The 23,877-nt window shown below is 68.2% G+C and carries 20 protein-coding genes and 1 pseudogene; 11 read left to right on the forward strand and 10 right to left on the reverse strand.

The genetic code is table 11. From position 1 onward, the window contains the following. The first annotated feature begins 49 nt into the window (after window positions 1-49). Both ACAM49_RS10390 and ACAM49_RS10395 read left to right on the forward strand, forming a co-directional pair. Window positions 50-1,792, forward strand: coding sequence for a class I adenylate-forming enzyme family protein (locus ACAM49_RS10390; protein WP_369635252.1), 1,743 nt, complete (start codon window positions 50-52; stop codon window positions 1,790-1,792). Window positions 1,793-1,812: 20 nt separating this feature from the next. Next, complete coding sequence (locus tag ACAM49_RS10395) at window positions 1,813-3,018, forward strand: acetyl-CoA acetyltransferase (protein WP_369635286.1); 1,206 nt, start codon at window positions 1,813-1,815, stop codon at window positions 3,016-3,018. 3 nt (window positions 3,019-3,021) lie between these two features. Here the strand turns inward: ACAM49_RS10395 and ilvD are convergent, their stop codons facing one another. Next, complete coding sequence (gene ilvD / locus ACAM49_RS10400) at window positions 3,022-4,872, reverse strand: dihydroxy-acid dehydratase (protein ID WP_369635253.1); 1,851 nt, start codon at window positions 4,870-4,872, stop codon at window positions 3,022-3,024. A 128-nt stretch (window positions 4,873-5,000) separates the two neighbouring features. Here ilvD and ACAM49_RS10405 point away from each other — a divergent pair, with 128 nt between their 5' ends. Then, a complete protein-coding gene (locus ACAM49_RS10405) occupies window positions 5,001-5,588 on the forward strand; it encodes a TetR family transcriptional regulator (RefSeq protein WP_369635254.1) in 588 nt (195 codons plus the stop codon). Here the strand turns inward: ACAM49_RS10405 and ACAM49_RS10410 are convergent. Next, on the reverse strand, window positions 5,585-6,463 hold the full coding sequence (locus ACAM49_RS10410) for an alpha/beta fold hydrolase (protein ID WP_369635255.1): 879 nt from the start codon (window positions 6,461-6,463) through the stop codon (window positions 5,585-5,587). The genes ACAM49_RS10405 and ACAM49_RS10410 overlap by 4 nt on opposite strands. 123 nt (window positions 6,464-6,586) lie before the next feature. Here ACAM49_RS10410 and ACAM49_RS10415 point away from each other — a divergent pair, with 123 nt between their 5' ends. From ACAM49_RS10415 to ACAM49_RS10425, 3 genes and pseudogenes are all read left to right on the forward strand, one after another. Next, window positions 6,587-9,892 carry a BTAD domain-containing putative transcriptional regulator gene (locus ACAM49_RS10415; RefSeq protein WP_369635256.1) on the forward strand — a complete coding sequence of 1,102 codons (3,306 nt, stop codon included), beginning with the start codon at window positions 6,587-6,589 and terminating at the stop codon, window positions 9,890-9,892. A gap of 64 nt (window positions 9,893-9,956) precedes the next feature. Then, window positions 9,957-10,493: pseudogene (locus tag ACAM49_RS10420) on the forward strand (SDR family NAD(P)-dependent oxidoreductase); the annotation flags it as partial. Next, a complete protein-coding gene (locus ACAM49_RS10425) occupies window positions 10,439-10,723 on the forward strand; it encodes an SDR family oxidoreductase (RefSeq protein ID WP_369635287.1) in 285 nt (94 codons plus the stop codon). The pseudogene ACAM49_RS10420 and the gene ACAM49_RS10425, both read left to right, overlap by 55 nt. Window positions 10,724-10,740: 17 nt before the next feature. Here ACAM49_RS10425 and ACAM49_RS10430 read toward each other — a convergent pair whose 3' ends face one another. Both ACAM49_RS10430 and ACAM49_RS10435 read right to left on the reverse strand, forming a co-directional pair. After that, window positions 10,741-11,127 carry a nitroreductase family deazaflavin-dependent oxidoreductase gene (locus ACAM49_RS10430; RefSeq protein ID WP_369635257.1) on the reverse strand — a complete coding sequence of 129 codons (387 nt, stop codon included), beginning with the start codon at window positions 11,125-11,127 and terminating at the stop codon, window positions 10,741-10,743. A gap of 18 nt (window positions 11,128-11,145) precedes the next feature. Next, window positions 11,146-11,988 (reverse strand): NAD-dependent protein deacetylase, encoded by an 843-nt coding sequence (locus ACAM49_RS10435; RefSeq protein WP_369635258.1) that lies wholly within the window; start codon window positions 11,986-11,988, stop codon window positions 11,146-11,148. A 129-nt stretch (window positions 11,989-12,117) separates the two neighbouring features. Here ACAM49_RS10435 and ACAM49_RS10440 point away from each other — a divergent pair, with 129 nt between their 5' ends. After that, complete coding sequence (locus ACAM49_RS10440) at window positions 12,118-12,909, forward strand: SDR family oxidoreductase (protein ID WP_369635259.1); 792 nt, start codon at window positions 12,118-12,120, stop codon at window positions 12,907-12,909. A gap of 24 nt (window positions 12,910-12,933) precedes the next feature. Here the strand turns inward: ACAM49_RS10440 and ACAM49_RS10445 are convergent, their stop codons facing one another. Continuing rightward, complete coding sequence (locus ACAM49_RS10445; protein WP_369635260.1) at window positions 12,934-13,932, reverse strand: 1-aminocyclopropane-1-carboxylate deaminase/D-cysteine desulfhydrase; 999 nt, start codon at window positions 13,930-13,932, stop codon at window positions 12,934-12,936. A 115-nt stretch (window positions 13,933-14,047) separates the two neighbouring features. Here ACAM49_RS10445 and ACAM49_RS10450 point away from each other — a divergent pair, with 115 nt between their 5' ends. Further along, on the forward strand, window positions 14,048-14,911 hold the full coding sequence (locus tag ACAM49_RS10450) for an SDR family oxidoreductase (RefSeq protein WP_369635261.1): 864 nt from the start codon (window positions 14,048-14,050) through the stop codon (window positions 14,909-14,911). A gap of 42 nt (window positions 14,912-14,953) precedes the next feature. After that, on the forward strand, window positions 14,954-16,261 hold the full coding sequence (locus tag ACAM49_RS10455; protein ID WP_369635288.1) for a phytoene desaturase family protein: 1,308 nt from the start codon (window positions 14,954-14,956) through the stop codon (window positions 16,259-16,261). Between the two features lie 10 nt (window positions 16,262-16,271). Here ACAM49_RS10455 and ACAM49_RS10460 read toward each other — a convergent pair whose 3' ends face one another. Then, a complete protein-coding gene (locus tag ACAM49_RS10460; protein ID WP_369635262.1) occupies window positions 16,272-16,919 on the reverse strand; it encodes a TetR/AcrR family transcriptional regulator in 648 nt (215 codons plus the stop codon). A gap of 70 nt (window positions 16,920-16,989) precedes the next feature. Between ACAM49_RS10460 and ACAM49_RS10465 the strand changes: the two genes are divergently transcribed. After that, on the forward strand, window positions 16,990-18,408 hold the full coding sequence (locus ACAM49_RS10465) for a cytochrome P450 (protein WP_369635263.1): 1,419 nt from the start codon (window positions 16,990-16,992) through the stop codon (window positions 18,406-18,408). Here ACAM49_RS10465 and ACAM49_RS10470 read toward each other — a convergent pair whose 3' ends face one another. Continuing rightward, window positions 18,409-19,410 (reverse strand): hypothetical protein, encoded by a 1,002-nt coding sequence (locus ACAM49_RS10470; RefSeq protein WP_369635264.1) that lies wholly within the window; start codon window positions 19,408-19,410, stop codon window positions 18,409-18,411. A gap of 123 nt (window positions 19,411-19,533) precedes the next feature. Here ACAM49_RS10470 and ACAM49_RS10475 point away from each other — a divergent pair, with 123 nt between their 5' ends. Continuing rightward, a complete protein-coding gene (locus ACAM49_RS10475; protein ID WP_369635265.1) occupies window positions 19,534-20,325 on the forward strand; it encodes a 3-oxo-5-alpha-steroid 4-dehydrogenase in 792 nt (263 codons plus the stop codon). A 7-nt stretch (window positions 20,326-20,332) separates the two neighbouring features. On the opposite strand, the gene ACAM49_RS10480 is transcribed toward ACAM49_RS10475, so the two are convergent. From ACAM49_RS10480 to ACAM49_RS10490, 3 genes are all read right to left on the reverse strand, one after another. Further along, the gene (locus ACAM49_RS10480) at window positions 20,333-21,619 is read right to left on the reverse strand and encodes a diguanylate cyclase (RefSeq protein ID WP_369635266.1); all 1,287 of its coding nucleotides are present in this window, start codon (window positions 21,617-21,619) and stop codon (window positions 20,333-20,335) included. A gap of 30 nt (window positions 21,620-21,649) precedes the next feature. Next, complete coding sequence (locus ACAM49_RS10485; RefSeq protein WP_369635267.1) at window positions 21,650-22,459, reverse strand: SAM-dependent methyltransferase; 810 nt, start codon at window positions 22,457-22,459, stop codon at window positions 21,650-21,652. A 215-nt stretch (window positions 22,460-22,674) separates the two neighbouring features. Beyond that, window positions 22,675-23,454 carry a M50 family metallopeptidase gene (locus tag ACAM49_RS10490; RefSeq protein ID WP_369635268.1) on the reverse strand — a complete coding sequence of 260 codons (780 nt, stop codon included), beginning with the start codon at window positions 23,452-23,454 and terminating at the stop codon, window positions 22,675-22,677. Window positions 23,455-23,877: the final 423 nt, after the last annotated feature.

Raw genomic sequence — 23,877 nt, forward strand, 5'->3', positions numbered from 1 at the left:
GGGGCGGCGTTGGCGCTGGGGATGGTACGGGGCAGGCGGAGTCGGATCGATGACCGACCTCTCCGCCACTGACCTCTCCGCACGGCACCCGGTGCATACCTGTCATCCGGAGCTGACCGCGCGCACCTACCTCGAGCGGGGCTGGTGGCAGCCGGAGACGATTCCCGAGGTTTTTCGGCAGCGGGTTGAGGCGGCGCCGGATGCGGCGGCGGTCAGTGATCCGGCGAACCTTGCCGAGTTGACGGGGGCGGAGCCGCGCACGCTTACCTGGCTGGAGTTGGATGAGTACGTCACTGATCTCGCGGTGCTGTTGCTGTACAACGGGATTCGGCAGGGGGCCACTGTTGCGGTGCAGTTGCCGAATTCGGTGGCGCTGACCGCTACATATCTCGCGCTGTGGCGGTTGGGTGCGGTGGCGACACCGATGCCGGTGTCATTTCGGCGGCATGAGCTGTCGGGCATTGTGGCGGCGACCGACGCCGAGGCGATCATAACGGTTGGGGCGCTGGGGGATCGGGCGCTTGCGGCGGAGGCGTTGGATGTCGCCGCGGGCACGCGAACGGTCTTCGCGTTCGGTCCGGCTGTTCCGGCGGGCGCGGTGCTGATTGCCGCGGCTGACGTGACGGATATCCCCGACCAGGCTCGGGCGGACGGCCGGAAGCGGGTGCGGGAGTATGAAGCCGGGCTGTCGGTGACGGTGAACGATCGCGTCACGGTGTGCTGGACGAGTGGCACCGAGGCTGCGCCGAAGGGCGTTCCGCGATGTCACGGTGATTGGTTGGCGATTGCCGGTGGAGTTCAGGATGGGTTGGGGGTTGCTCCGGATTCGGTGGTGCTCAATCCGTTTCCCATGGTGAATATGGCCGGGTTCGCGGCGGCGTTCTTGCCGTGGCTGCTCGCGGGTGGGCATCTGGTGCATCATCAGCCGCTGGATTTGGCGGTGTTCTTGGGGCAGATCGCGCGGTATCGGGTGACGCATACCAGCATGCCGCCCGCGCTGTTGACCATGCTGTTGCGGAACGACGCGCTGCGGGCGCAGGCTGATCTGTCGTCGCTGCGCATTGTCGGGTCGGGTGGTGCGCCGTTGCCGCCGCCGGTGGTGCGGCAGTGGCAGGAGGAGTTGGGGATTCAGGTGATCAACTTCTTCGGGTCGAACGAGGGTGTGAGCTTGCTGGGCGCACCCGCGGATATTCCGGATCCGACGCTGCGGGCACAGCATCTGCCGTATTACGGTGCCGCCGGGGTGCGTTGGTCGACGCGGCTGGCCGAGCGGACGGCGGTGAAGCTGGTCGATGTCACCACCGCGGCGACGGTCACCGAGGTCGGCGGGCGCGGGGAGCTTCGGCTGCGCGGTCCGGCTGTCTTCGGTGGATATCTGCCCGGCTCCGCCATTGCCGAACCCTTCGATGACGAGGGATTCCTCTGCAGCGGAGATGTTTTCGAGCTGTGCGAGGGCGGACGGTATCTGCGGTTCGTGGACCGGGTGAAGGAGATCATCATCCGCGGCGGGATGAATATCGCGCCCGCCGAGATCGAAGGGCTGCTGATCGACCATCCCGGCGTCGCGGATGTGGCGGTGGTCGGCTACCCGGATCCGGTGCTCGGTGAGAAGTGCTGTGCCGTAGTGGTTCCCGCGCCCGGCGTGACCGTGACCCTCGCGGATCTCGTCGCGCACCTGAAGGCGCGGGAGGTGGCCTCGTTCAAACTTCCGGAGCGGCTGGAGATCATCGATGCGCTCCCGCGTAATCCGGTCGGCAAGCTGCTGCGCCGCGAACTGCGTTCCCGACTCTGACTCTGGAGGACCCCGTGTCCGTGCACATTCTGGGCGGTGCCCAAACCGATTTCGCCGTCAACTGGCATCGCGCCGGTCTCGGATTCGATGCCCTGATCCGCGATGTCCTCGAAGCGGCGCTCACCGACGCACATCTCGACGCCACCGCGATCGATGTCGTGCACGTCGGCAATGCGTTCGGCCAATTGTTCACCGGCCAAGGCCATCTCGGCGGCATGCCCGCAACCGTCCACCCGGACCTGTGGGGCATCCCGGCCTCCCGCCACGAGGCGGCCTGCGCCTCAGGCAGTATGGCGGTCCTCGCGGCCATGGCCGACCTCGAATCCGGCCGCTACGACTGCGCGCTCGTGCTGGGCGCGGAGCTGGAGAAGACGGTGCCGGGCGGTCAGGCCGCCGCCTACATGGGTGCCGCTGCCTGGGCAGGTCACGAGGCCCAGGACACCGATCTGGTCTGGCCCACCCAATTCGCCGCCATCGCCGACGAATACGACCGCCGCTATGGCCTGGACCCCGTCCACCTGCGCGTCATCAGCGAGCTGAACATCACCAACGCTCGCCTGAACCCCTACGCCCAAACCCGCGACTGGACCTACACCGACGCCAGCTTCACCACCGACGACACCGCCAACCCACCGGTCACCGGCGTCCTGCGCCGCCAGGACTGCAGCCAGATGACCGACGGCGCGGCCGCGGTAATCCTGGTGTCGGACCGGTTCCTGCGGCGGCACAGTGAAATCCGTCCCACCGCGGTGATCTCCGGCTGGGGTCACCGCACCGTCGGCCTCCCGCTCGACGAGAAGTTCCGCGTCTCCGCCGCCGAGCCCTACGTCTTCCCCCACGTCCGCACCGCGTTCCTCGACGCCCTGTCCCGTGCGGGCTTGGCCGACATCCACCAGCTCGACGGCATCGAGGTCCACGACTGCTTCTCCATGTCGGAGTACATCGCCATCGACCATCTCGGCCTCACCGCGCCGGGTGAGAGCTGGAAGGCCGTGGAGTCCGGCATGATCGGCCGCGACGGCAGCCTCCCCGTCAACCCGGGAGGCGGTCTGATCGGCATCGGACACCCGGTCGGTGCGACCGGCGTCCGCATGCTCCTGGACGCCTACAAACAGGTCACCGGCCGAGCGGGCGACTACCAACTTCCGGACGTCACCCGCTACGGCACCGTGAACATCGGCGGCAGTACCACCACCGTCGCCAGCTTCGTGGTCGAAACCGTCTGACCGTCAGGCCAGCTTGGCCGGATCACGCACCGCGCCACGATCGGCCGACGTGGCCAGTAGCGCATAGGTTTTCAGTGCGAGTGACACCTGGCGGTCGCGGCTACGGGGACGGTAGCCGCCGTTCGCCTCCAGTTCCGTTCTGCGGGCGGCCAGTTCGTCATCGCCGACGTGCAGGGTGAGGGTGCGCGAAGGGATGTCGATGGTGATCGTGTCGCCGTCCTCGACCAGGGCGATCGTGCCGCCCGCGGCGGCCTCGGGGGAGATGTGGCCGATGGAGCAGCCCGACGAGCCACCGGAGAAGCGGCCATCGGTGATCAACGCGCACTCCCCGGCCAGGCCCAGACCCTTCAGATATGAAGTGGGGTAGAGCATTTCCTGCATGCCCGGGCCGCCGCGCGGGCCCTCGTAGCGGATGACGAGGACGTCGCCTGACTTGACGCGCTTGGAGAGGATGGCCTCGACCGCCTCCTCCTGGGATTCCAGCACGATCGCCGGACCGGTGAAGGTGTGCATGTGGGGTGCCACGCCCGCGGATTTCACCACCGCGCCGTCGACGGACAGATTGCCACGCAACACGGCCAGACCGCCGTCCTTCGAATGCGCGTGGGCCACATCGCGGATGCACCCCTCGGCGGCATCCACGTCCAGGTCGTGCCAGCGTTCGGACTGAGAGAACGCCTTCGCCGAGCGCTTGCCGCCCGGTGCGGCATGGAAGAGCTCGAGGGCCGTGGCAGACGGCTCGGCGGCGCGGACATCCCATTCGGCCAGCCAGCCGTCCAGCGAATCCGCGTGCACCGCATACACATCGCGGTGCAGCAGTCCGGCCCGGTTCAGCTCGCCCAGCAGCGCCGGGATGCCGCCCGCGCGGTGCACGTCCTCGATCAGGTAGGTGCCATTCGGCGCGACCTTGCACAGGCACGGCACTTGCAGCGACATCTTCTCGATATCGGTCAGGTCGTAATCCAGCCCGGCCTCCTGAGCGGCGGCCAGCAGGTGCAGCACTGTGTTGGTTGATCCACCCATGGCTAGATCCAGCGCCATGGCATTGTCGAAGGCCTTGCGGGAGGCGATATTCCGGGGCAGGACCGAGGCGTCGTCCTCGTCGTAGTAGCGGCGGGCGATATCCATGACCGTGCGCCCCGCCGCCTGGTACAGCTCGGCGCGCGCGGTGTGGGTGGCCAGCGTGGTGCCATTGCCGGGCAGTGCCAGACCCAGCGCCTCGGTCAGGCAGTTCATGGAGTTCGCGGTGAACATGCCCGCGCAGGAACCGCAGGTCGGGCAGGCGTTCTCCTCGATGAGCGCCATGTCCTCGTCGGAGACGTCGGGGGACACCGCCTCCGACATGGTGACGATGAGATCCAGGCGGCTGCGCACGGTGCCGTCGACCAGCACCGCGGTGCCGCCCTCCATCGGCCCGCCCGACACGAAGACCGTCGGGATATTGAGCCGCATGGCGGCCATCAGCATGCCGGGAGTGATCTTGTCGCAGTTGGAGATGCACACCAGCGCGTCCGCGCAGTGCGCGTTCACCATGTACTCGATCGAATCCGCGATCAGATCCCGCGACGGCAGCGAGTACAGCATTCCGCTGTGCCCCATGGCGATTCCGTCGTCCACGGCGATCGTATTGAACTCGCGCGCGATCCCGCCCGCCTCCCGGACCGCCTCCGACACCATCCGGCCGACCGGCTGCAGATGGGTGTGACCCGGCACGAACTCAGTGAAGCTGTTGGCGATCGCCACCACCGGCTTGCGGCCGATATCCGCCGACGGCACCCCGCTGGCCCGCATGAGGGCGCGGGCCCCGGCCATGTTCCGTCCGTGCGTGACCGTGCGGGAGCGCAACTCGGGCATCTCGCCACCTCCTGCTTTCGTGCTTGTCGAGCAATCCGCAACCGAATGGTTGCAACCGTGTGGTTGGAGTTTGCCACAGCCGCGAGCCGATCCGCAACCGTGCGGTTGGAGATGGTTGGATGGACCCCATGGCGTGGGATACCGAGAGGACCAGACGACTGCTGCTCGAGGCGGCGGTCCACGAGTTCGCCGAACGCGGACCCGACGGCGCCCGGGTGAACGCCATCGCGGCCCGCGCCGGGATCAACAAGGAACGTATCTACCAGTACTTCGGCGATAAGCGCGGGCTGTTCGAGGCCGTGCTCACCGATCAGCTCGAGCAGCTGGCCGCAGCCAGTCCACTGTCCGCCGACAAGGCCGGGGACCTGGCCGAATACGCCGGGCACGTGTTCGACTTCCACCGCAGCCATCCCCAGTTCCTGCGCTTGATGTACTGGGAAGGGCTGCAACCGCAGGAGGGTGAGCTACCCGCCGAATCCGCGCGGGCCTCGCACTACGCGGAGAAGGTCGCCGCGCTGGCCGAGGCGCAGCGTGCGGGATCCCTCACCGACGATGTCGCACCGGGCTATCTTCTCTACGCCGTCGCGGCGCTCGCGGCCTGGTGGTTCGCCGCGCCACAGGTGGTCCGGATGATCCTCGGCGCGGACACCGACGATCCGGAAACCCTGCGGGCGGCCCTGGTCGCGATGGTGCGGCGGTTCGAGGTGCGCGGCTAGCGCTTCAGCAGTTCCCGCATCGCGCGGATGATCTCGGCCGGAGCTTCCTCGGCCATGAAATGCCCGCTGGCGATGAGCTCGTGGTGCAGGTCGGGAGCCCACGCCCGCCACAGTGCTTCGGCGTCGAAGCCGAGCTCGGCACCCCAATCCTGTGCCATGGCGGTCACCGGCATCCGCAAGGTCGACCCCGCCGCGCGGTCGACGCGATCATGCTCGACGTCGATGTGCGCCGAGGCGCGGTAGTCGGCGACGATCGACGGGATGGCCTCGCGGCTGGCCTTCAGGTAGGCGTCGCGGATCTCGGCGGGGATGGCCTCCGGATTCCGGGTCCAGATGTCGAGGAAGTGGCCGAAAAATTCGTCGGCTGTCGCGCCGATCATGTGTTCGGGCAGACCGACCGGTTGGGCCATCAGGAAGAGATGGAAGCCGACGACCCCGGTCAGGCCGCCCATGACATCCCACATGTCGAGGGTCGGCAGCACATCCAGCGCCAGGAAGTGGGTGACGTTGTCCGGGTGGTCCAGCGCGGTACGGAACCCGACCAGCACGCCCCGGTCGTGCCCGGCCAAGGCGAAGCGGTCGTACCCGAAAGCCTTTGCCAGCGCGACGATATCGTTGCCCATCGTGCGCTTGGAGTACACCTCGCCATCGGCGTCGAACGGCTTGTCGCTGTCCCCGTAACCGCGCAGGTCCGGGCAGATGACGGTGTGATCGGCGGCCAGGTCCGCCGCCACATGCCGCCACATGAGGTGGGTCTGCGGGAAGCCGTGCAGCAGCACGATCGGGCTGCCGGATCCGGCGACCGCCGCATTGAGGCTGACACCGTCGGCGACGGTGACGCGCTGGTAGTCGAAACCGGGAATGCGCGGGGTCATGATGGTCCTTTCCAAGAGATCTTCGGTACGGAACGAGCCTGATCGAGGCCGGTCAGCAATCGCTCAGCGCCGAGTCAGTGCCACTCAGGGGATAGCCCGGAACAGCCGATAAAGTCGATCGGCGTGGTGACCTTCGAGGTCCTGGGCCCCTTGCGGGCCGAGAACGAGCACGGACCGCTGGCCCTCAAAGGCCCGCGGCACCGAGCCCTGCTCGCCCGCCTCCTGGTCGCCCGCGGCCGCGTGGTCCCGGTCCCGACCCTCATCGACGACCTCTGGGAAACCCCGCCCCGCGACCCGACCGGCACCATCCAGACCTTCATCTCGGACCTACGCCGCATCCTCGAACCAGACCGCGAACCCCGCCAACCGGCAAAGCTCCTGGTCACCGCCGCCCCCGGCTATGCCCTTCGCATCGCCCCGGAACAGCTCGACGCAAACCGCTTCGAAGCACTGATCTCGGCGGCGAGCCGCACCCTGCCCGCCGACCCCGCCACGGCGCTGGCGAATCTCGATGCCGCCCTAGCCCTCTGGCGAGGCCCAGCCTACGCCGAATTCGCCGACACCAGCTGGGCCCGAGCCGAAATCACCCGCCTCGACGAACTCCGGGCCCGCGCAATAGAGCAGCGTGCCCGCGCCCTGACGAACCTCTCCCGCCACACCGAGGCGGTCGCCGCCCTCGAACCCCACCTCCACGACCACCCCCTCCACGAACCCGCCTGGCACACCCTGGCTTTGGCCCTCTACCGCGCCGGCCGCCAAGCCGACGCCCTCGCCGCCCTGCGCACCATCCGTGCCAACCTCCGCGACGAACTCGGCGTAGACCCCGGCCCGGCTCTGCGCCAACTCGAGTCCGACATCCTCGCCCAGGCTCTACACCTGACGGCAGCGCCGACCGGCGATCACGCAACCGCCTCCGCTGCGCAAACGCAGGCCGCCGAGGCGTATGCACTCTCCGCCGCGAACCCGGTGATCGGGAGAGATCGCGACGGTGCGGCGGCATCGGTGGCAGTCGGTGCCGCCGCGGAACAGTCGACCGTCCGCGATGTCTTCGTCGGTCGGGTCGACGAGTTGGCGCGGCTGCGGGCCGTCGCGGAGCGGGTGGCGGCGAGCGGACAGGCCAAATCGGTGCTGGTGTCCGGAGTCGAGGGCGTGGGGAAAACGGCACTCGTCCAGGCGCTTTCGGCCGATCTCGCACTGGGCGGATGGACGGCCGCCTGGGGGCCCAGTCCGGCTGACCAGAGCGCACCACCCAACTGGCCGTGGACGTGCATTACGTCCGCGCTGTCGGCTGCGCGCGGTGGCCCGACTGCGGCGGAAAGCGTAGGCGCGAGTCGGGCGGGCGGCGCTGCGGTCGCCGCTCGGGCAGCCGACGTCGGCGGCTCGAGCGTGGATCCGGCTGTGCGGCGGTTCGATTCACAGCGGGCGGCGCTCAGGTACCTGGGCACGGTGGCGCGCGGTGGGCCGGTGCTGGTGGTGTTCGATGACCTGCATTGGGCGGGGGAGGAGACGCTCGAATTACTGGCCGCGTTGGCGATTACGCCGGTGGTGGGGCCGGTGTTGTTGGTCGGTACCTATCGCGGCACCGATGTGGAGTCCGGGCTGGCGGCGGCATTGGCGCGGATCGCGCGGGGGGAGCCGGTGCGCATCCAGTTGGGCGGGCTGGTCGCCGACGATGCGGGGGAGTTGGTTCGGGAGGTGGCGGGGGCCGAGATCGGCCCGGATGCCCTGCGGCGGATTCATGCTCGGGGGCAAGGGAATCCGTTCTATACGCGGGAGCTGGCGCGGTTGTGGGCCGAGGAAGGGGAGGCCGGGCTGGAGTCGGTACCGGTCGGGGTGCGGGATGTGGTGCGGCACCGGCTGGAGCGGCTGGCCGAGGCGGAACGGGTGGTGTTGCAGCAGGCCGCGGTGATCGGGGCCGAGGTCGACTTCGAGCTGCTGGTGGAGCTGTCCGGGGATGCGGAGCTGGCGGACGCTGCGGTGGCGGCGGCGTTGCGTGCCGGTTTTCTGGATGAATCCGGCTCGACGGGTGTGGCTTTCGCGCACGCACTGGTCCGCGACGTCGTCTATCGCGACATTCCCGCCCCTCGCCGATCCCTCTGGCATGAGCGGACCGGCACCCTGCTCGAAGCCTCCGGAACCGCCGACCCCGCCCTGCTGCCACACCATTTCGTCCGTGCCGCCACCCGCGCGACCGCGCCCCGGGCCGGAAAATACTCGCGCGCAGCCGCATTGGCTGCCGAACAAGCCTTCGCGCCGCACGAGGCCGCACGCCTGTGGGCGGACGCGGTGGCCGCCTACGACCGAGCCGGTGACATTCGATCGGGTCTGGAAGCCACCATGGGCCTGGTCCGCGCCCTCGCCATCACCGGCCGCCTCTCCGAAGCCGGAACCCGCCGCGCCGAGGCAATTCGAACCGCCGAACGCCTCGGTGACCCCGAACTCACCGCGCGCGTCATCGTCGCTTTCGACGTGCCCTCGGTATGGACCGACCCTGACGATCCGGCCCTGGTCCGCGCCGTGGTCGCAGCCGCCGAGGGGGCTCTGCGCGACCTCCCCACCGCCGACGTCGAACTGCGTTGCCGCCTACTGACCACCATCGCTTTGGAGCTGCGCGCCGCCGACCCGGCCCGTGCCCGCGCGGCCCTGGACGAGGCTGAAACCCTTGCCGCCCAGTTGGACAACCCGGCCCTGCGCGCGCTCACACTCAACGCGCGTTTCATGCAGACCTTCCAGCGCGCGGGCCTGGCTCTTGAGCGAGCCGCCATCGGCGCGGAGCTGGTCCGCCTGTCTCAGGCCGATAATCTGGCCACCTTCGAAGTCCTGGGCCATCTGATCCGCATCCAAGCGCTCAGCGCCACAGCCGATTTCGACACCGCCGACATACACGCGAAGGCTGTCGACACCCTCGCCGACAAATACGGCCTGCCCTTGGTCCCATTCTTCACCGCCTGGTACGCCGCCCTGCGCACGTCGATATCCGCCTCGTACGACGAAGCGACGGCCGCCTACCGTTCGGTGTCGGCGGCTCACCCCGGTTCGGCCATGCCCGGCCTCAACCACGGCCTGCTCCCGCTCGCCCTGCTCTGCCTGAGCCTCCGCCACGGCAAACCCGTTGCCGCCGAACCACTCACCGACTGGGGCCCGCACGAGCCATGGGTCGCACCCCTGCTCCTGCTGGCTCGCCGCGACCGGGAAGCGGCTCACGCCGCCCTGCTCGCTGCCCCGAATCCGCCCGGCGACCTCTTGCTGGAACTACGCCTGGCCTTGCTGGCCCACGCCGCTCTCGAACTCGCCGAACGCGATGTGCTGCGCCGAGTGCGAGACCGTCTGGCCCCTGCGATCGCCGAACTCGCCGGTGCCGGAACCGGTCTGGTCACCCTCGACCCCGTGGCCCGATACCTGGACCGACTCGACGCGGCCCTCGAGTGATCGCGGTCGCCTTAGTCCCGTCCTGTTTCGGCGCGCCATGAGATCCGGTGCCTAGCATCGAATGATGGCGCGATCGTATGTTGTTACCGGAGGCGGCCGGGGGATCGGCAGAGCGGTCGTCGAGAGACTGGTGCGGGGTGGGCACGCGGTCGTGGTTGTCGAGCGCGATGCCGGGAACCTTTGCTGGGATTCGGGGTTGGTGGAGGTTGTGGTGGGGGATGCGGCGCTGGAGGAGGTTGCCGAGCGGGCGGCTGATTGTGCGGAGCGGGCCGGGGATTTGGCCGGGTGGGTCAACAATGCGGCGGTGTTTCGGGATGCGGCGTTGGATGCGGCCGGGCCCGAGCGGGTATTGGAACTCATCGACGCGAATCTGCGGCCGGTCGTGGTCGGGTGCGGTGTGGCCGTGCGCCGGCTGCTGGCGTCGGAGTCGGCCGGGGCGATCGTGAATCTCAGTTCCCACCAGGCTCGCCGGGCCGTGCCGGGTGCGCTGCCCTACAGCACGGCGAAGGCGGCCATCGAGGGCCTGACCCGGGCGTTGGCGGTGGAATACGGTGGCCGGGGGATTCGGGTGAATGCTGTTGCGCCGGGGTCGGTTGCGACCGAGCGGTACGCCGAGTACCTGGCGTCGCTGGATGCCGCGCCGCGGCGGCGGTGGAACACCAGATGGGGGTACTCCACCCGCTCGGCCGCGTCGCCACCAGCGACGAGGTCGCCGCGGCCGTCGAATTCCTGCTATCGGCGGAGGCCGGATTCATCAACGGCGCCACCGTCCCGGTCGACGGCGGCCGCTCCGCGCTTGCCCTGGACCCGGAATCCACCGACCCCGGGTGACCTCGAGGCGCGCCGAGCTACTCGGTGTCGGCCGCGAAGAGAGGAAGGCGGCGGGACATGAGCCGGGCGAGGCGGGGAAGGCCGGGGTCGCTCTCGCCCCGGGCGATGATTCGGGGATTGGTCAGGCGGTACTGGCGGAAGGCGTAGGTGGTCTCGGCTTCACCGGCGGCGAGGATGTTCTTGATCCAGTCGGTTCGCCCGTGACCCATGGCCACATAGAGGGTGCCCTTGGCCCGGAAGGCGTTGACGGGGGTGGTGAATACACGGCCGGACTTGCGGCCCCGGTGCTGGATGACGGCGAAACCGGGGAGGTAGGGTCCGATTTTGCGGACTACCGGATTCATGTAGCGGGCCTGTAGGCGGTCGAACCAGGCCGGAAACATGTTCTGTTCAACGGTAGTCATTGGAATTGCCTTCCGAAATCAGTTGGGGCACAGCGCGTCCGCGAGAGCGGTGAGCACCGGGGCGCAGCCGGTGTCGAGGGTGAGGGTGGCGAGGTTGTCGGCGCGGGTGCGGCTGCGGTTCAGGATGATAACGGGGCGGCCGGATTTGGCGACGTGGCGGGCGAAACGCAGGCCGGACATGACCGTCAGGGACGAGCCGACCACCAGCAGGGCGTCGGCCGAATCCACCAGGTCGAAGGCGGTGGCTACGCGCGGCTTGGGGACGGATTCGCCGAAGTAGACGATGTCGGGTTTCAGCAGACCGCCGCAGATCAGGCAGTCGACCATGCGGAAGGACGCGGTGTCGTCGACTACCGCATCGGCGTCCGGGGCGACCTCCAGCCCGTCGAGCGGGAACGCTTCGGCGAAGCCGGGGTTGGCGGCTTCGAGGCGATCGGCCAGTGACATGCGCGAGCTGAGCGCTCCGCAGGACAGACAGGTGACCCGGGCATAGATGCCGTGCAGGTCGACGACCCTGCGATGACCCGCCTTGGTGTGCAGCAGATCGACGTTCTGCGTGATCAACCCGGTGACCACACCCGCGCGTTCCAGCCGCGACAACGCACGATGCGCCGGATTCGGCCGCGCCGCGTCCATCCGCCGCCAGCCGACGTGATTGCGGGCCCAATACCGTTGCCGGAAAACCGGATCCCCGACGAACTGCTGATAGGTCATCGGATTCCGCGGCGGCGCGTCCGGACTGCGGTAGTCGGGAATGCCGCTGTCGGTGGAGATGCCCGCGCCCGTGAGCACCGCCAGGCGGCGGCCGGAGACCAGTTCCAGCAGGCGATCGAGCTGCTCGGCGGAACGGGTATCGGGCATGAGATCAGGGTACGACGCGGCGATCCTGTGGGACCGCTCACACCATGTCACACCCGGCGGGGTCGCTTCGTCAACTGGGCAGGACGCCACCGAACGGGGCGTCGGACAACGACGAAGGAGATGGTCATCATGACGAAGACGGTTCTGGTCACCGGCGGCACGGGCACGCTGGGCAAGCTGGTCACCCCGCTGCTGCGCGAGGCCGGCGTGAACATCCGGGTGATGAGCCGCACCGCGCGGGAGGCCCGCGACGGGATCGAATACGTCGCCGGGGATCTGGAGACCGGCGAGGGCGTCGCCGCGGCCGTGGCGGGCGTCGACACCGTGCTGCATCTGGCGGGCACCACCAAGGGCGACGGCGACAAGGCCCGCACCCTGGTCCAGGCGATCGAGACCGCGGGCGTGTTCCCGCACCTGGTCTTCATCTCGGTCGTCGGCGCCGAGCGCGTCCCGGTCGAGAGCGCCATCGACCGCCAGACCATGGCCTACATGGCCTCGAAGCGGGATGCCGAACTGGTGGTGGAGAATTCGGGCCTGCCGTGGACCATCCTGCGCGCCACCCAATTCCACGATCTGCTGTTCACCATGGTCTCGGCACTCGGCAAGCTGCCGCTGGTGCCGGTCTTCAACTTCCAGTTCCAGCCCATTGAAACCGGCGAGGTCGCAGCGCGTCTGGTCGAGTTGACGCTGGGCGAGCCCGCGGGTTACGTCGAGGAGATCGGCGGACCCAAGATCTACACCATGAAGGAACTGGAGCGCAGCTACCTGGAGGCCCTCGGCAAGAAGCGTCCGGTCTTCACCATGAAGGCCCCGGGCAAGGCCTCGCGCATCTACGCGCAGGGCGCGAACCTGACCCCGGATCACGCTGTGGGCGAACGGACCTGGGAAGAATTCCTGGCCGCCAAGCTCGCCACCGCGTGACCGGACGCGAGCAGATGGCCGGACTCAGCGCGGCCCGTTGGTATTGAGATACACCACCGGGCCGTCGCCGAACCGGCCGTGCGCGTTCATATCCAGCAGCGCCGCCATCGCCTTGGCGGTATAGACCGGCTCCAGCGTCATTTGCTCCCGATCCGCCGAGAGTGCCTGCGCGGTAGCGGCTTCCGGCATCGGATAGCCGTACCCGGGACCGAGATACTCGGTAACGATATCGAGATTGGTTGTGGGGGCGAGGTTCTCGGGAAGCCGCGCACCCCGCTTGCGCAACAGCCGCTCGCTACGACCCGCCAGCTTCGCCAGGGTCGGTTCATCAAGTCGCAGAGTGTCATTCACGACGACACCCACCACACGCGTCGAGAGCCCGGCCAACCGAAATCCGAGCGAGAGCCCCGCCGCGGTCCCGCCCGACCCCACCGGAACCACGATATGGCTCGGCTCGGGCAACGCACCCGCCTCGACCTGCGCGGCCAATTCCAGTGCCGTCTCGACATATCCGAGCGCACCCAATGCCGACGACCCGCCCGCGGGCAGAAAATACGGCGGCCGCACCCCGGAGAAATTCCGGGCCAGCAGCCACAGCACCGTCGGCACCGTCCGCGCCTTGGTGTGAGTGAAATGCAGCTCCGCCCCCGAGTCCCGCAGCCGCTTCACCTGCGCGCGTACATGCTCGTCCTCGGGCTGATCGATCAGTGCCAGAACGGTTTTCAGCCCGTGCTCGCGCCCGTACAGCGCCGTCGCCAGTCCCCAATTGGTGCCGATGCCGCCCACGGTGACGATGGTCGAGCGACCCCGCCGCAGCGCATCGGGCAGCAGCCATTCCAGCTTGCGCACCTTGTTGCCGCCCCACCCGCCGTCACCGAACGCGCTGTCGTCCTTGAGCCAGATATCGGCCCCGACGGTATCCAGCGCCGCCAGCCGCCGCACCGGTGTCGGGGTGGAACCCAGGCGGATGTGGGGCAGCGTCCGCTCGAGTTCGGGATAGCGCTGGTGCAGATGCGGAGTCACCACACCAACCCTATCGATGGACCAGTGCCGCGACGAGTGTGGCGGGCAGCACACGGCCCCGAATCACCGGCTGCTACTTTCCGAAAGGAACTTAGATTTCAACGAGGAGATTCTCATGCCTGGTGTAACCGACCGCGTCATCATCGTCACCGGAGCCGGTGGCGGTCTGGGCCGCGAGTACGCGCTGCTGCTGGCCCGCGAGGGCGCGCTGGTCGTGGTCAACGACCTGGGCGGGGCGCGTGACGGCTCCGGCTCGGGCCACAATATGGCCGACTCGGTGGTCGAGGAGATCCGCACCGCGGGCGGCACCGCGGTCGCCAACTACGACAGCGTCGCCACCGTCGAGGGCGCGCAGGCGCTCATCCAGACCGCGCTCGACAACTTCGGCGCGGTGCACGGCGTGGTCAACAATGCCGGCATCCTGCGCGACACCAGCTTCGGCAAGATGACCCCCGAGGCCTTCGAGGCCGTGCAGCGCGTGCACCTGTTCGGCTCGTTCAATGTCACCCATGCCGCCTGGAGCCACTTCCGCGAGCAGGGCTTCGGCCGGATCGTCATGATCACCTCCACCTCCGGCCTCTACGGCAACTTCGGCCAGGCGAATTACGGCGCCGCCAAGCTCGGACTGGTCGGCATGATGAACACCCTGGCCATCGAGGGCCGCAAGTACGACATCAAGGTCAACGCCGTGGCCCCCATCGCCGCGACCCGCATGACCGCCGATATCGCCTCGCCGGAGTTCCTCGAGAAGCTGCCGCCCGCCCAGGTCGCCCCGATCGTGGCCTACCTGGTCAGCGAGGAGAACCAGGATTCCGGCATGACCTTCGTGGTCGGCGGCGGCGCGGTGCACCGGGTCCAGCTGTTCGCGAACAAGCCCGTCTTGTTCAGTGCGGTCCCGACGCTGGATGAGGTGCGAGAGAATTGGAGTCGTATTACCGATATGTCCGACGCTCAGCCCGGGGTGAACCCAGCGGGCTGAGCCTGCTCGAGGAGCCTCATCATGAGCCAGAACACCCGGGCCATGAGCGAGAACATGTGGGACGCACTGGTTGTCGGAGCCGGGGTGGGCGGGCTGTGCGCGGCCGCCCGGCTCTCCCACCACGGCTACCGCACCCTGGTGGTCGAACGTCTGGATAGGGTCGGTGGCCGCGCCTCCACCGAGAAGCTCGACGGATTCACCATCAATACCGGCGCCGTCGTCGTCGAGATCGGCGGCATCACCGAACAGACCTTCGAGGAGGTCGGCGCCAAATTCGAAGTGCGCCCGGCGGATCCGCCGATTCTCTACCGAATCAACGGCCGCGATGTGGACATCAATGCCGGCGGCTGGGGGCTGCTCATCTCGCAGCTGACCCGGCACGGAGCCAGGACACTCGCGAGCGTCGCGGCCCACGGTGACGGCGACCCGCCCGACCGGGAACCCTCCACCGCCGAATGGGTGCGCCGCTACACCAAAAACGATGCGGTGCAAGGGATCTTCCGCAATATGTGCGGATCGATCTTCGCGGTCGGCTCGGAGGAGCTACCGGCGCGGGTGTTCCTGACCTACTTCACCCGCAAGGCCGCGTTCAAGAAGTTCGGCTTCTGCCCGGAGGGGACCATCGGGTTGTGGAGGTCGCTCGCCGATGTCGTGGAACGCAATGGGGGACAGGTCTGGTTGAACAGCGAGGTGCGGCGGCTGCACATCGAGAACGACCGCGTCACCGGGGCGAGCATTCGCCGCGACGGCGAAACCGTCGAAGTCACTTGCGCTTTCGCGGTCAGTGACATCGGCCCCTCGGCGACGCTGGATCTCGTTGGCCCCGAACACTTCCCGCCGGATTACGTCGGCAGCGTCCTGCAGCGCGACCTGCCCTGCGGCATGATCTCGGTCAACTTCGCCAGCCGCGAACCCCTGATCAAGGCGCCCGGTCTGCTCAGCTTCGCCCGCACCCGACGGCTGTGCTACGTCGCGAACTTCACCGCGACCTGCCCGGAGATGGCACCGGAGGGTTGGCATCTCTACGTCGGCGCGGGCGTGCCCAAACCCTCGGTCGGCGACTTCGACGCCGAGGCCGAAACCGCGCTGGTACTGCAGGATCTGCGCGAGGAGATCCCGGGTTTCGAGCAGGCGAGGATCCTGTCCATCGCCGTCACCCGCGACGAGTGGCCGCCCCAGCGCGCGGTCGCGGGCTACGACCTGCCCCACGACACCCCGATCGCGAATCTGTGGAATGTGGGCGACGCGGTCAAGGAGTACGCGAACGGCGGGATCACGGCCTGCGTGGAGACAGCCAAGATCGTCGTCGATGAGATCGTCGCCGCCAACGTGGGCCGCGCCGGTCCCTGAGCAGTCCCGCTCAAGCCAGCTGCTCGGTGATGCCGGGTAGTCGATCCATCATGGCCACAACATAATCCGCGACAATGGCGATGAGCACCGGCCGGTCGACCTTCAGCCCGCCGTCCAGCCACACCAGGATCAGCTCCGCCGCCCCGCCGGTGATCAACTGCGCCACCGCCGTCAGCGCCGTGTCATCGCCCTCCGGCCGATCGAGCAGCACCCGCGTCTGCTCGATGAGCAGCTGGGCCACTTGACGCATGCCCTCGAAGCGGCGGCGCATGAGCGCCGCGCTGCCGTGCGCCTGCGCGAAGGCGATATTCGCCCGCCGCGGATCATCGGTGACGGCGATGATGAGCGCGGCCACCCCGGCCCGCAGCTTCTCCTCGGACCCGCCCGGCGTCTCGGTCATGGCCGTGCGCGCCCGCTCCAGCGCCTCGCCCTGCACCTCGTCCAGCACCGCGATCGCCAAAGCGTCCAGGTCCGTGAAGGATTCGTAGAAGAAGCGCGGCCCGACCTTGGCCTGCTCGCACACCCCGCGCACGGTGAGCAGCGCCAGTCCCTGCGTCCCGACGATCTCGACCGCCGCGTCCAGCAACCGCCGCCGTCGCTGCTCGCGGCGCTCGTCGGTGCTGGTGCCGCGATAGGTTCCGGTGAATGCACGCGTCACCCACACAGCTTCGCACAGAAGTCGGGAAACGACCGTTTACGGATATCTCCGTTTCCGCTACCGTGGGTGCATGGCTGTGCGAAAAGCCGTGGTGAACCATCGAATTCAGTGTCGCGCCGCGGCGGTGCTGGAGCGCTACCCCGCCCTGCCGCGGCCGCTGGCGACGCCGCCGCCCGGCAGCGGGCTCAAAGCGGTGATGGGCGATTACGGCCCGCCGGGCGTCGGCCACATGGTGAGCACCCTGGCCAATCCGCTCAGCTTCAGCCGCGATCGGATGCAGCGCTACGGTCCGGTGCAGTGGATGGGCATGTTCGGCCGCCGGGTCGTCGGCATCGGCAGCCCGGCGGCCTTCGAGGAACTGCTGCTCGATCGCAAACGCGTGCTCTCCGCGCAGCAGGGCTGGGAATTCCTGATCGGCCCGTTCTTCCGCGGCGGAATCCTGTTGCGCGACTTCGACGATCACAGCTACCACCGCCGCATCCTGCAGCAGGCCTTCACCCGGCCGCGGCTGATCGGCTACCTGAATCTCACCACCCCGCGCATCGTGCGCGCCATCGACTCCTGGCGACCCGGCCCCGATTTCCTGCTCTACGACCACGTCAAGCGCATGCTGCTGGAGCAGGCCACGGTGGTCTTCGCGGGCGCGGAACTCGGCCCCGAGGCCACCCGGCTCTCCCGCGCCTTCGAGGCCGCCGTGCACGGCGGCGCGGCCATGGTCCGCACGAATATGCCCGGCGGCGTCTGGCATCGGGGCCTGCGCGGCCGCCGCGTGCTCGAGGACTACCTCCGCCGCGAGCTGCCCGCCAAGCGCGCCGGCGACGGCGAGGATCTGTTCAGCGTGCTCTGCCACGCCGAGACCGAGGATGGCGAATCCTTCACCGACGCCGACATCGTCGACCACATGATCTTCGTGATGATGGCCGCCCACGACACCAGCACCCTGGCCATCTCCATGCTCGCCTACGAACTGGCCCGGCATCCGGAATGGCAGGAACGCCTGCGCAAGGAATCCGAGGCGCTGGGCAAGCCCACCCTCGACTACGGCGATCTGGACCGGCTGCCCGGCCTGGAGATGGCCTTCCGCGAGACCCTGCGCATGTATGCCCCGGTCGGCCAGATGGTGCGAGAAGCGCTGGAGGACACCGATATCGCGGGCTACTACATCCCCAAGGGCACGCTGCTCATGGCCGGGCCGTACGCCATGATGCGCAATTCGGAGTACTGGCACGATCCCGACGTCTTCGATCCGGAACGCTTCGATCCCGCCCGCGCCGAGGACAAGTCGCACCGCTACGCCTGGCCGCCCTTCGGCGGTGGCGCGCACAAGTGCATCGGGCGGTACTTCGGCGGCATGACCGTCAAGGCCACCATGCACCGGATGCTGCTGAACTACCGCTGGAGCGTGCCGGACGACTACGAGGTGACCCTCGTCGCCGGAACCGGCCCGACTCCGGCCGACGGACTGCCGATCCACCTGCGGCGCTTGTAGTCACCGCACGTCGCGAGGAATCCCGAGTTCGATGTCCAGATAGCGCAATTCGGGATCCTTCCGCCGCCCATTGCGGAAGGCGCGGAACACCAGATCCTGCGGATGCCCGACACAGAACACCTCGGTGAACGTCTTCACCGTCCGCCGCGGCGCGCCTCGCAGACTCGGGTTGAACCCGGCCTTCGCCAGCGGCCCCTCCCAGATCAAGGCCGCCCCGCCGGGCACGCTGTGCGGTGCGAAGCTCCATCCCAGATCCCGCATGCGCCGGTCGAATTCACCGCCCAGCCCGGCCACATCCCAGCCGCTGGCCTCATTGAACAGCTGCCTGCCGTGCAGGAATTGGACGAAGCACGGATCCGGCCCGGGATGCGGGGTGCTCAGATTGATGACCCCGTCCCACGGCAGCGTGGTCAGCGCCCAGCCCAGCCGGGCCTCGAAATCGTCCCAGTCCGAACACACCACGGGCGCGTCGCGCTCGCTGGGCCGGTCGGCGGGCAGGCCGTAGCTGCCGGTGCCGGGCGCGTCCATGCTCCAGGTCGCGAAGCGCAGCCGCTCGCCGTCCATATCGAGGCCGTCGCGCAGCACGGTCACCACCGATTCGGCGACGCCGCGGCGTTGGTCGAGCGCCTCGCCGCGCTGCCATCCGGTGCTCCACTCGCGCGCCAGCCGCGGCTGCTGATGCACCCGCTGCATGGCCCGCCATTGCGGATCCGGTGCGGTGGCATCGGATTCCGAGGGCAGCGGCACCGGATCCCAGGTGCCGTCAGGCTGCTCGCGCAGCGTGCTCAGTAGTCGCTCGGCGTCGGCGGCGTCGTCGGGGACGGCCACGATCACCTCGATCTCGGTGCCCTGCTGCGCGAAATGCGCTCGGCGGCCGGTGAGTTCGTCACGGACCTGGACGAAACGCGGGTTCCATCCGAGGCCGGATTCGTCGGCGTCCTCGTCCTCCTCGAGAAAAAACGGCATCCATTCGAGCAGCGCATCCCATCCCTGCGAACCCACCTTGCCTCCCTCCGGGTTCCCGCCAACCTACCCGCCGGTCCTCCCCGGTGCCCGACCATGGGTACCGGTCGGCACGCGCACTGTGGTAGAACCTGTTCTAGTTTTTACCCCGAAGGACCACGAATGAACTGGTATACCGGCAATACCGTCTACGACACCGTGCTCACGATCGCCTTCGCGTTCGCCGCATTCGTTCTCATCGGCGGCCTCTTCGGGCAGAGCCCGTACGGTCGCTTCGCCACCACCAAACTCGGACTCAACCTCAATCCGAAGCTGGGCTGGTGGCTGATGGAGATCCCGGCCACCGTGGTCTTCGCGGTCGCGTACCTGACCGGTCCGAACCGCTTCGAGCCGACTTCCCTGGTGCTGGCGGCCATCTGGATTCTGCACTACGGCAATCGGGGCTGGTTCTTCCCCCTCAACATCCGCCAAGTGCCCGGTAAGACCAGCAGTTTCAACGTTTCGGTGCTCGGCATGGGCATGCTGGTCACCTCGCTGCACGGGTACCTGAACGGGGCGCTGTTCAGTCACGACTATCTCGGGCAGTACGGCACCGGCTGGCTGACCGATCCGCGCTTCATCCTCGGATTGATCGTCTACCTCAGCGGTTTCGCTCTCCTGGTCAGCTCGGAGGCGATCGTGCGGAATCTGCGCGACAAGAACAACCCGGGCGCAACCGAATACAAGATTCCGTACGGTCTGGGATTTCGATTCGTCACCAGCCCCACGTATCTGGGCGAGTTGGTCGCTTGGGCCGGATTCGCCATCCTGACCTGGGCACTGCCCGGCGTGGTCATCTTCCTGATCACCTTCGGCAATCTGGTCCCGCGGGCGTTCGCCACCCACGGCTGGTACCGGGAGAAGTTCACCGACTACCCGCCCGAGCGAAAGGCCCTGGTGCCGTTCGTGATCTAGCGGGCGGCTAGCGCGGCACCGAACCGCTGCCGCGGTGGCGCAGCGCCTTGTTCCGGTACATGGCGGTGTCCACCGCGTGCATGAGCTCGTCGATGGCGGTGGCGTCGGTGTCGACCAATGCGGTGCCGATGCTGGTGCCGACCCGCACCAGCAGCCCGGCCACATCGAACGGATCGTCCAGCGCGGCCAGCAGTTTGTCCGCGACGGTATCCAATTCCGCCTGGCCCGAGCAGTTTTCGACCAGCACGATGAACTCGTCGCCGCCGAGGCGCGCGCAGACCCCGTTCGGCGGCAGCGCCATGCGCAGCCGCTGGGCCACATCGCAGAGCACCCGGTCGCCGGCGGTGTGGCCGCGGCGGTCGTTGATCTCCTTGAACCCGTCCAGGTCCAGATAGCAGACGCCGACCTGGCCGGTGGCCGCGGCCAGCCGGTCGAAGAACAGCAGCCGGTTGGGCAGTCCGGTCAGCGAGTCGTGATGCGCGTCGTACCAGAGCTGATCGGCCAGCTGCTTGCGGTCGGTGACATCGACGGTGACGCCGATCAGGAAGCGCGGCTTGCCCTCGCTGTCGCGCACGATGGTCATGGACAGGTCGATGATGGTGCGCGCGCCATCGGGTTTGGTGTGCTCGGTCTCGAAGCGGAAGCGGTCGATCTCACCGGACAGCAGGCGCTGGAACAGCGTGAACGCCTCACCGATATTGGCCGGGCCCAGGATGTCCGCCACCGAACGGCCGGGCATGTCCGCGGCGGGGACGCCCAGGGTTTCGGCCATGGCGTTGTTGACGTCGACCACCCGTCCGGTGGTGATGTCGACGGTGCCGATGCCCACCGACGCGCCCTCGAAGATGGCCTGGAATCTGGCCTCGGACAGATGTCTGCGCGCTTCGGCCTCGCGGGCGGCGGTGAGCGCGGCGGAAAGCGTCGTCTCCTGTTCGGCCAGTGCGGCGTTGCGCAGTCCGGCGGTGAACTCGGCCGCGAATTCGGCGGCCAGTTCGATGGCGCGCTCGCGGACCGGCCAGTAGTCGGGGCAGTCGGCGTCGGGGCACACGGCGGTGACCAGGTCCTTGCACAGCACCAGCACCGAGCGGTGCACGGCCAGCGGATCGCGGTAGTTGGCGGCGACCAGGGCCGCGGCGGCGTCGCGGGCCACCGACATGTCCGCCGTGCCGCGCACCGCCGCGATCAGGCGCGCGCCGAAGGTGTCGAGCAGGTCCTCGACCTGGGCGCGGGTCAGGGTGGGCGCGACCGCGCCGTCCAGCATGGCGGCCCATCGAACCGCCAGCTCGCCTGCCACCACCGACCCCCTTCCCCTGATCCGTGCGATTCAGGCCTTGCGGCCCACACCCGCCAGACCCAGCGAACGGCCCGGCTCCTCGTGCTGGTCGCGGTCGGATTCCGGCCGCCACAACGGCAATTCCACCACACCGGGTTCGATCGGCTCCCACTTGCCGAACAGGGCGGTGATCTCCTCGCGGCCGCGGAAGTGCAGGCCGACCCGGCTGACATTGGTCGAGTTGTTCTGCAGCTTGGCGGCGTCGTCGGGGCGAGTGGCCGACGTCAGGTGGGAAATGGCCACATAGCTGCCGGCGGGCACGGCGTCGTAGAGGGTGTTGACCTTGTCGACGGGTGCGTCGGCGTCGCTCGCGAGGTGCAGGACCGCGATGAGCAGTACACCGACCGGTTGGTTGAAATCGATGATGCCGGTCGCGCGGGCCTGTTCCAAGAGGGCCTCGGGTTCGCGCAGATCGGCCTCGATGGCGGCGGCGCGGTCATTGCCGTGCAGGATCGCCCGGGCATGGGCGACGGCCACCGGGTCGATATCGGCGTAGAGGACCCGGCACTCGGGATCGATGGCCTGGGCGACCTCGTGCACATTGCCCACGGTCGGCACGCCCGAGCCGATGTCGAGGAACTGCCGCACACCCGAATCCACCAGGAATCGGACCGCCCGGCGCAGGAACGCGCGATTGCTCAGCGCCAGCCGCGGTAGGTCCGGCACCAGCTTCTTGGCCTGTTCGGCGGCCTGCCGGTCGACCTCGAAATTGTGCGAACCACCCAGCAGCGCGTCATACATCCGCGCGGGGCTGGCCCGGTTCATGTCCACGCCCTCCGGAGCCCACGCCGGTCTTTCCATCCCCGAATCCCTCCTTGCCGCAACGATCGAACGCCCGGCTCGGCGTCGATCGGAACGATCATCGCGCGAGACGGGCCAAGATCCGGGCAAATCCGGTGTTCGTGATCACCCGGACGGTGCAAGAGGAATGTTAGTCGCCATTCACCAGAATCCTTGCCACGGGACCACTCTCACCCTGAGGTGGATCGCATTGGCGATATTGGCTGGGAGAATGCTCACCGATCGGTTGACGCGGCGCACGTACTGTGTGTGAGGGGCGGCACGCAGACACCGGTCACATCGGCGAGCAGCAGGCGGGTGCCGAGGGCCAGCGAGCAGAGGGCGATCGCGCCGAAGGCCAGCACCCAGAGCAGGCCCGGAATGCGGGTCAGGCGGGCCAGTTGATCGGCGTCGGAATTGGGTTCGTGGCGGCGGTTGCGCTGCAGTTCGATCACCGGGCGTACGGCCGCGAGCAGCAGGAACCAGGCGGCCGAGTAGGCCAGGGCGGCCTGGAGGGTGTCGGTGCCGAACCAGGACACCGCGAAGATGATGCCGCCGGTCACCAGCAGGGGGAGCAGGCCGTAGAAGTTGCGGACCTTGATCAACAGGACCAGCAACAGGGCGATGGTCAGCCACAGCATGAGGGTGATGCGGTGCGCGCCCAGCAATGCCGCGTAGCCCAGGCCGAGCAGAGCGGGCGCGGGATAACCCGCGGCCATGGTCAGGATCATGCCCAGGCCGTAGGGCTTACCGCTCGATACGGTGAGACCCGAAGTGTCCGAATGCAATCGGATGCTGTTGAGGCGGCGGCCGGTCAGCAAGGCGGTGAACGCGTGGCCGCCCTCGTGCGCGATGGTCACCACATTGCGCAGCACCCGCCAGGTCGGGTGGAACACCACCAGCACCAGCGCCACCACACCGGTCCCCACCACCAGCTGCCACGGCGGCGCGGCCTGTGTGGTCGACAGCCGATCCACGATCGTGCTGCCCCGCTGAACGAACTCCGCTGTATCCACGGGCGGCACCCTACCCAGTCCGGCTGAGAGCGACCAGGCAGGAACGGGGCGTCGGCGGCTCGGCCGGAGCGTGTCTCCGCGGCGGGAAAAGAGTCGAGAATGAAAAGGGGGTGGCAAGAATGGTTTTCGACTCTGTCGATGACAGCAACTCGAATCGCATGGCGGAATCACCGAAAACCCAAAGAATCGGATCGGGCAGTCGGATGGTGGTGGGCCTTGTCGAGTGGTTGCACTGGCTGGTGTGTGCACCGAACGGGATCAGACCGAGAGGTTTGAGCGCGGTTACGGTGGGGTGGGTAAGCCCTTCGAATTGAATTCAGCGGCATTACATTTCGCGGCGATGGTCCCACCCACAGACCTGGTCCGCCGCAAAATCCCAGGTTGGACCTGACGCTGGGTGTCTGTGCTCTTTAGCGATTATCG

It is taken from the genome of Nocardia sp. JMUB6875 (assembly GCF_041154655.1).
Lineage (GTDB): Bacteria > Actinomycetota > Actinomycetes > Mycobacteriales > Mycobacteriaceae > Nocardia.

Coding starts and splice junctions, on each gene's coding strand:
- ACAM49_RS10390 (WP_369635252.1), top strand. CDS start 50: ATGACCGACCTCTCCGCCACTGACCTCTCCGCACGGCACCCGGTGCAT.
- ilvD (WP_369635253.1), bottom strand. CDS start 4,872: ATGCCCGAGTTGCGCTCCCGCACGGTCACGCACGGACGGAACATGGCC.
- ACAM49_RS10405 (WP_369635254.1), top strand. CDS start 5,001: ATGGCGTGGGATACCGAGAGGACCAGACGACTGCTGCTCGAGGCGGCG.
- ACAM49_RS10410 (WP_369635255.1), bottom strand. CDS start 6,463: ATGACCCCGCGCATTCCCGGTTTCGACTACCAGCGCGTCACCGTCGCC.
- ACAM49_RS10430 (WP_369635257.1), bottom strand. CDS start 11,127: ATGACTACCGTTGAACAGAACATGTTTCCGGCCTGGTTCGACCGCCTA.
- ACAM49_RS10435 (WP_369635258.1), bottom strand. CDS start 11,988: ATGCCCGATACCCGTTCCGCCGAGCAGCTCGATCGCCTGCTGGAACTG.
- ACAM49_RS10440 (WP_369635259.1), top strand. CDS start 12,118: ATGACGAAGACGGTTCTGGTCACCGGCGGCACGGGCACGCTGGGCAAG.
- ACAM49_RS10450 (WP_369635261.1), top strand. CDS start 14,048: ATGCCTGGTGTAACCGACCGCGTCATCATCGTCACCGGAGCCGGTGGC.
- ACAM49_RS10455 (WP_369635288.1), top strand. CDS start 14,954: ATGAGCGAGAACATGTGGGACGCACTGGTTGTCGGAGCCGGGGTGGGC.
- ACAM49_RS10465 (WP_369635263.1), top strand. CDS start 16,990: ATGGCTGTGCGAAAAGCCGTGGTGAACCATCGAATTCAGTGTCGCGCC.
- ACAM49_RS10475 (WP_369635265.1), top strand. CDS start 19,534: ATGAACTGGTATACCGGCAATACCGTCTACGACACCGTGCTCACGATC.
- ACAM49_RS10485 (WP_369635267.1), bottom strand. CDS start 22,459: ATGGAAAGACCGGCGTGGGCTCCGGAGGGCGTGGACATGAACCGGGCC.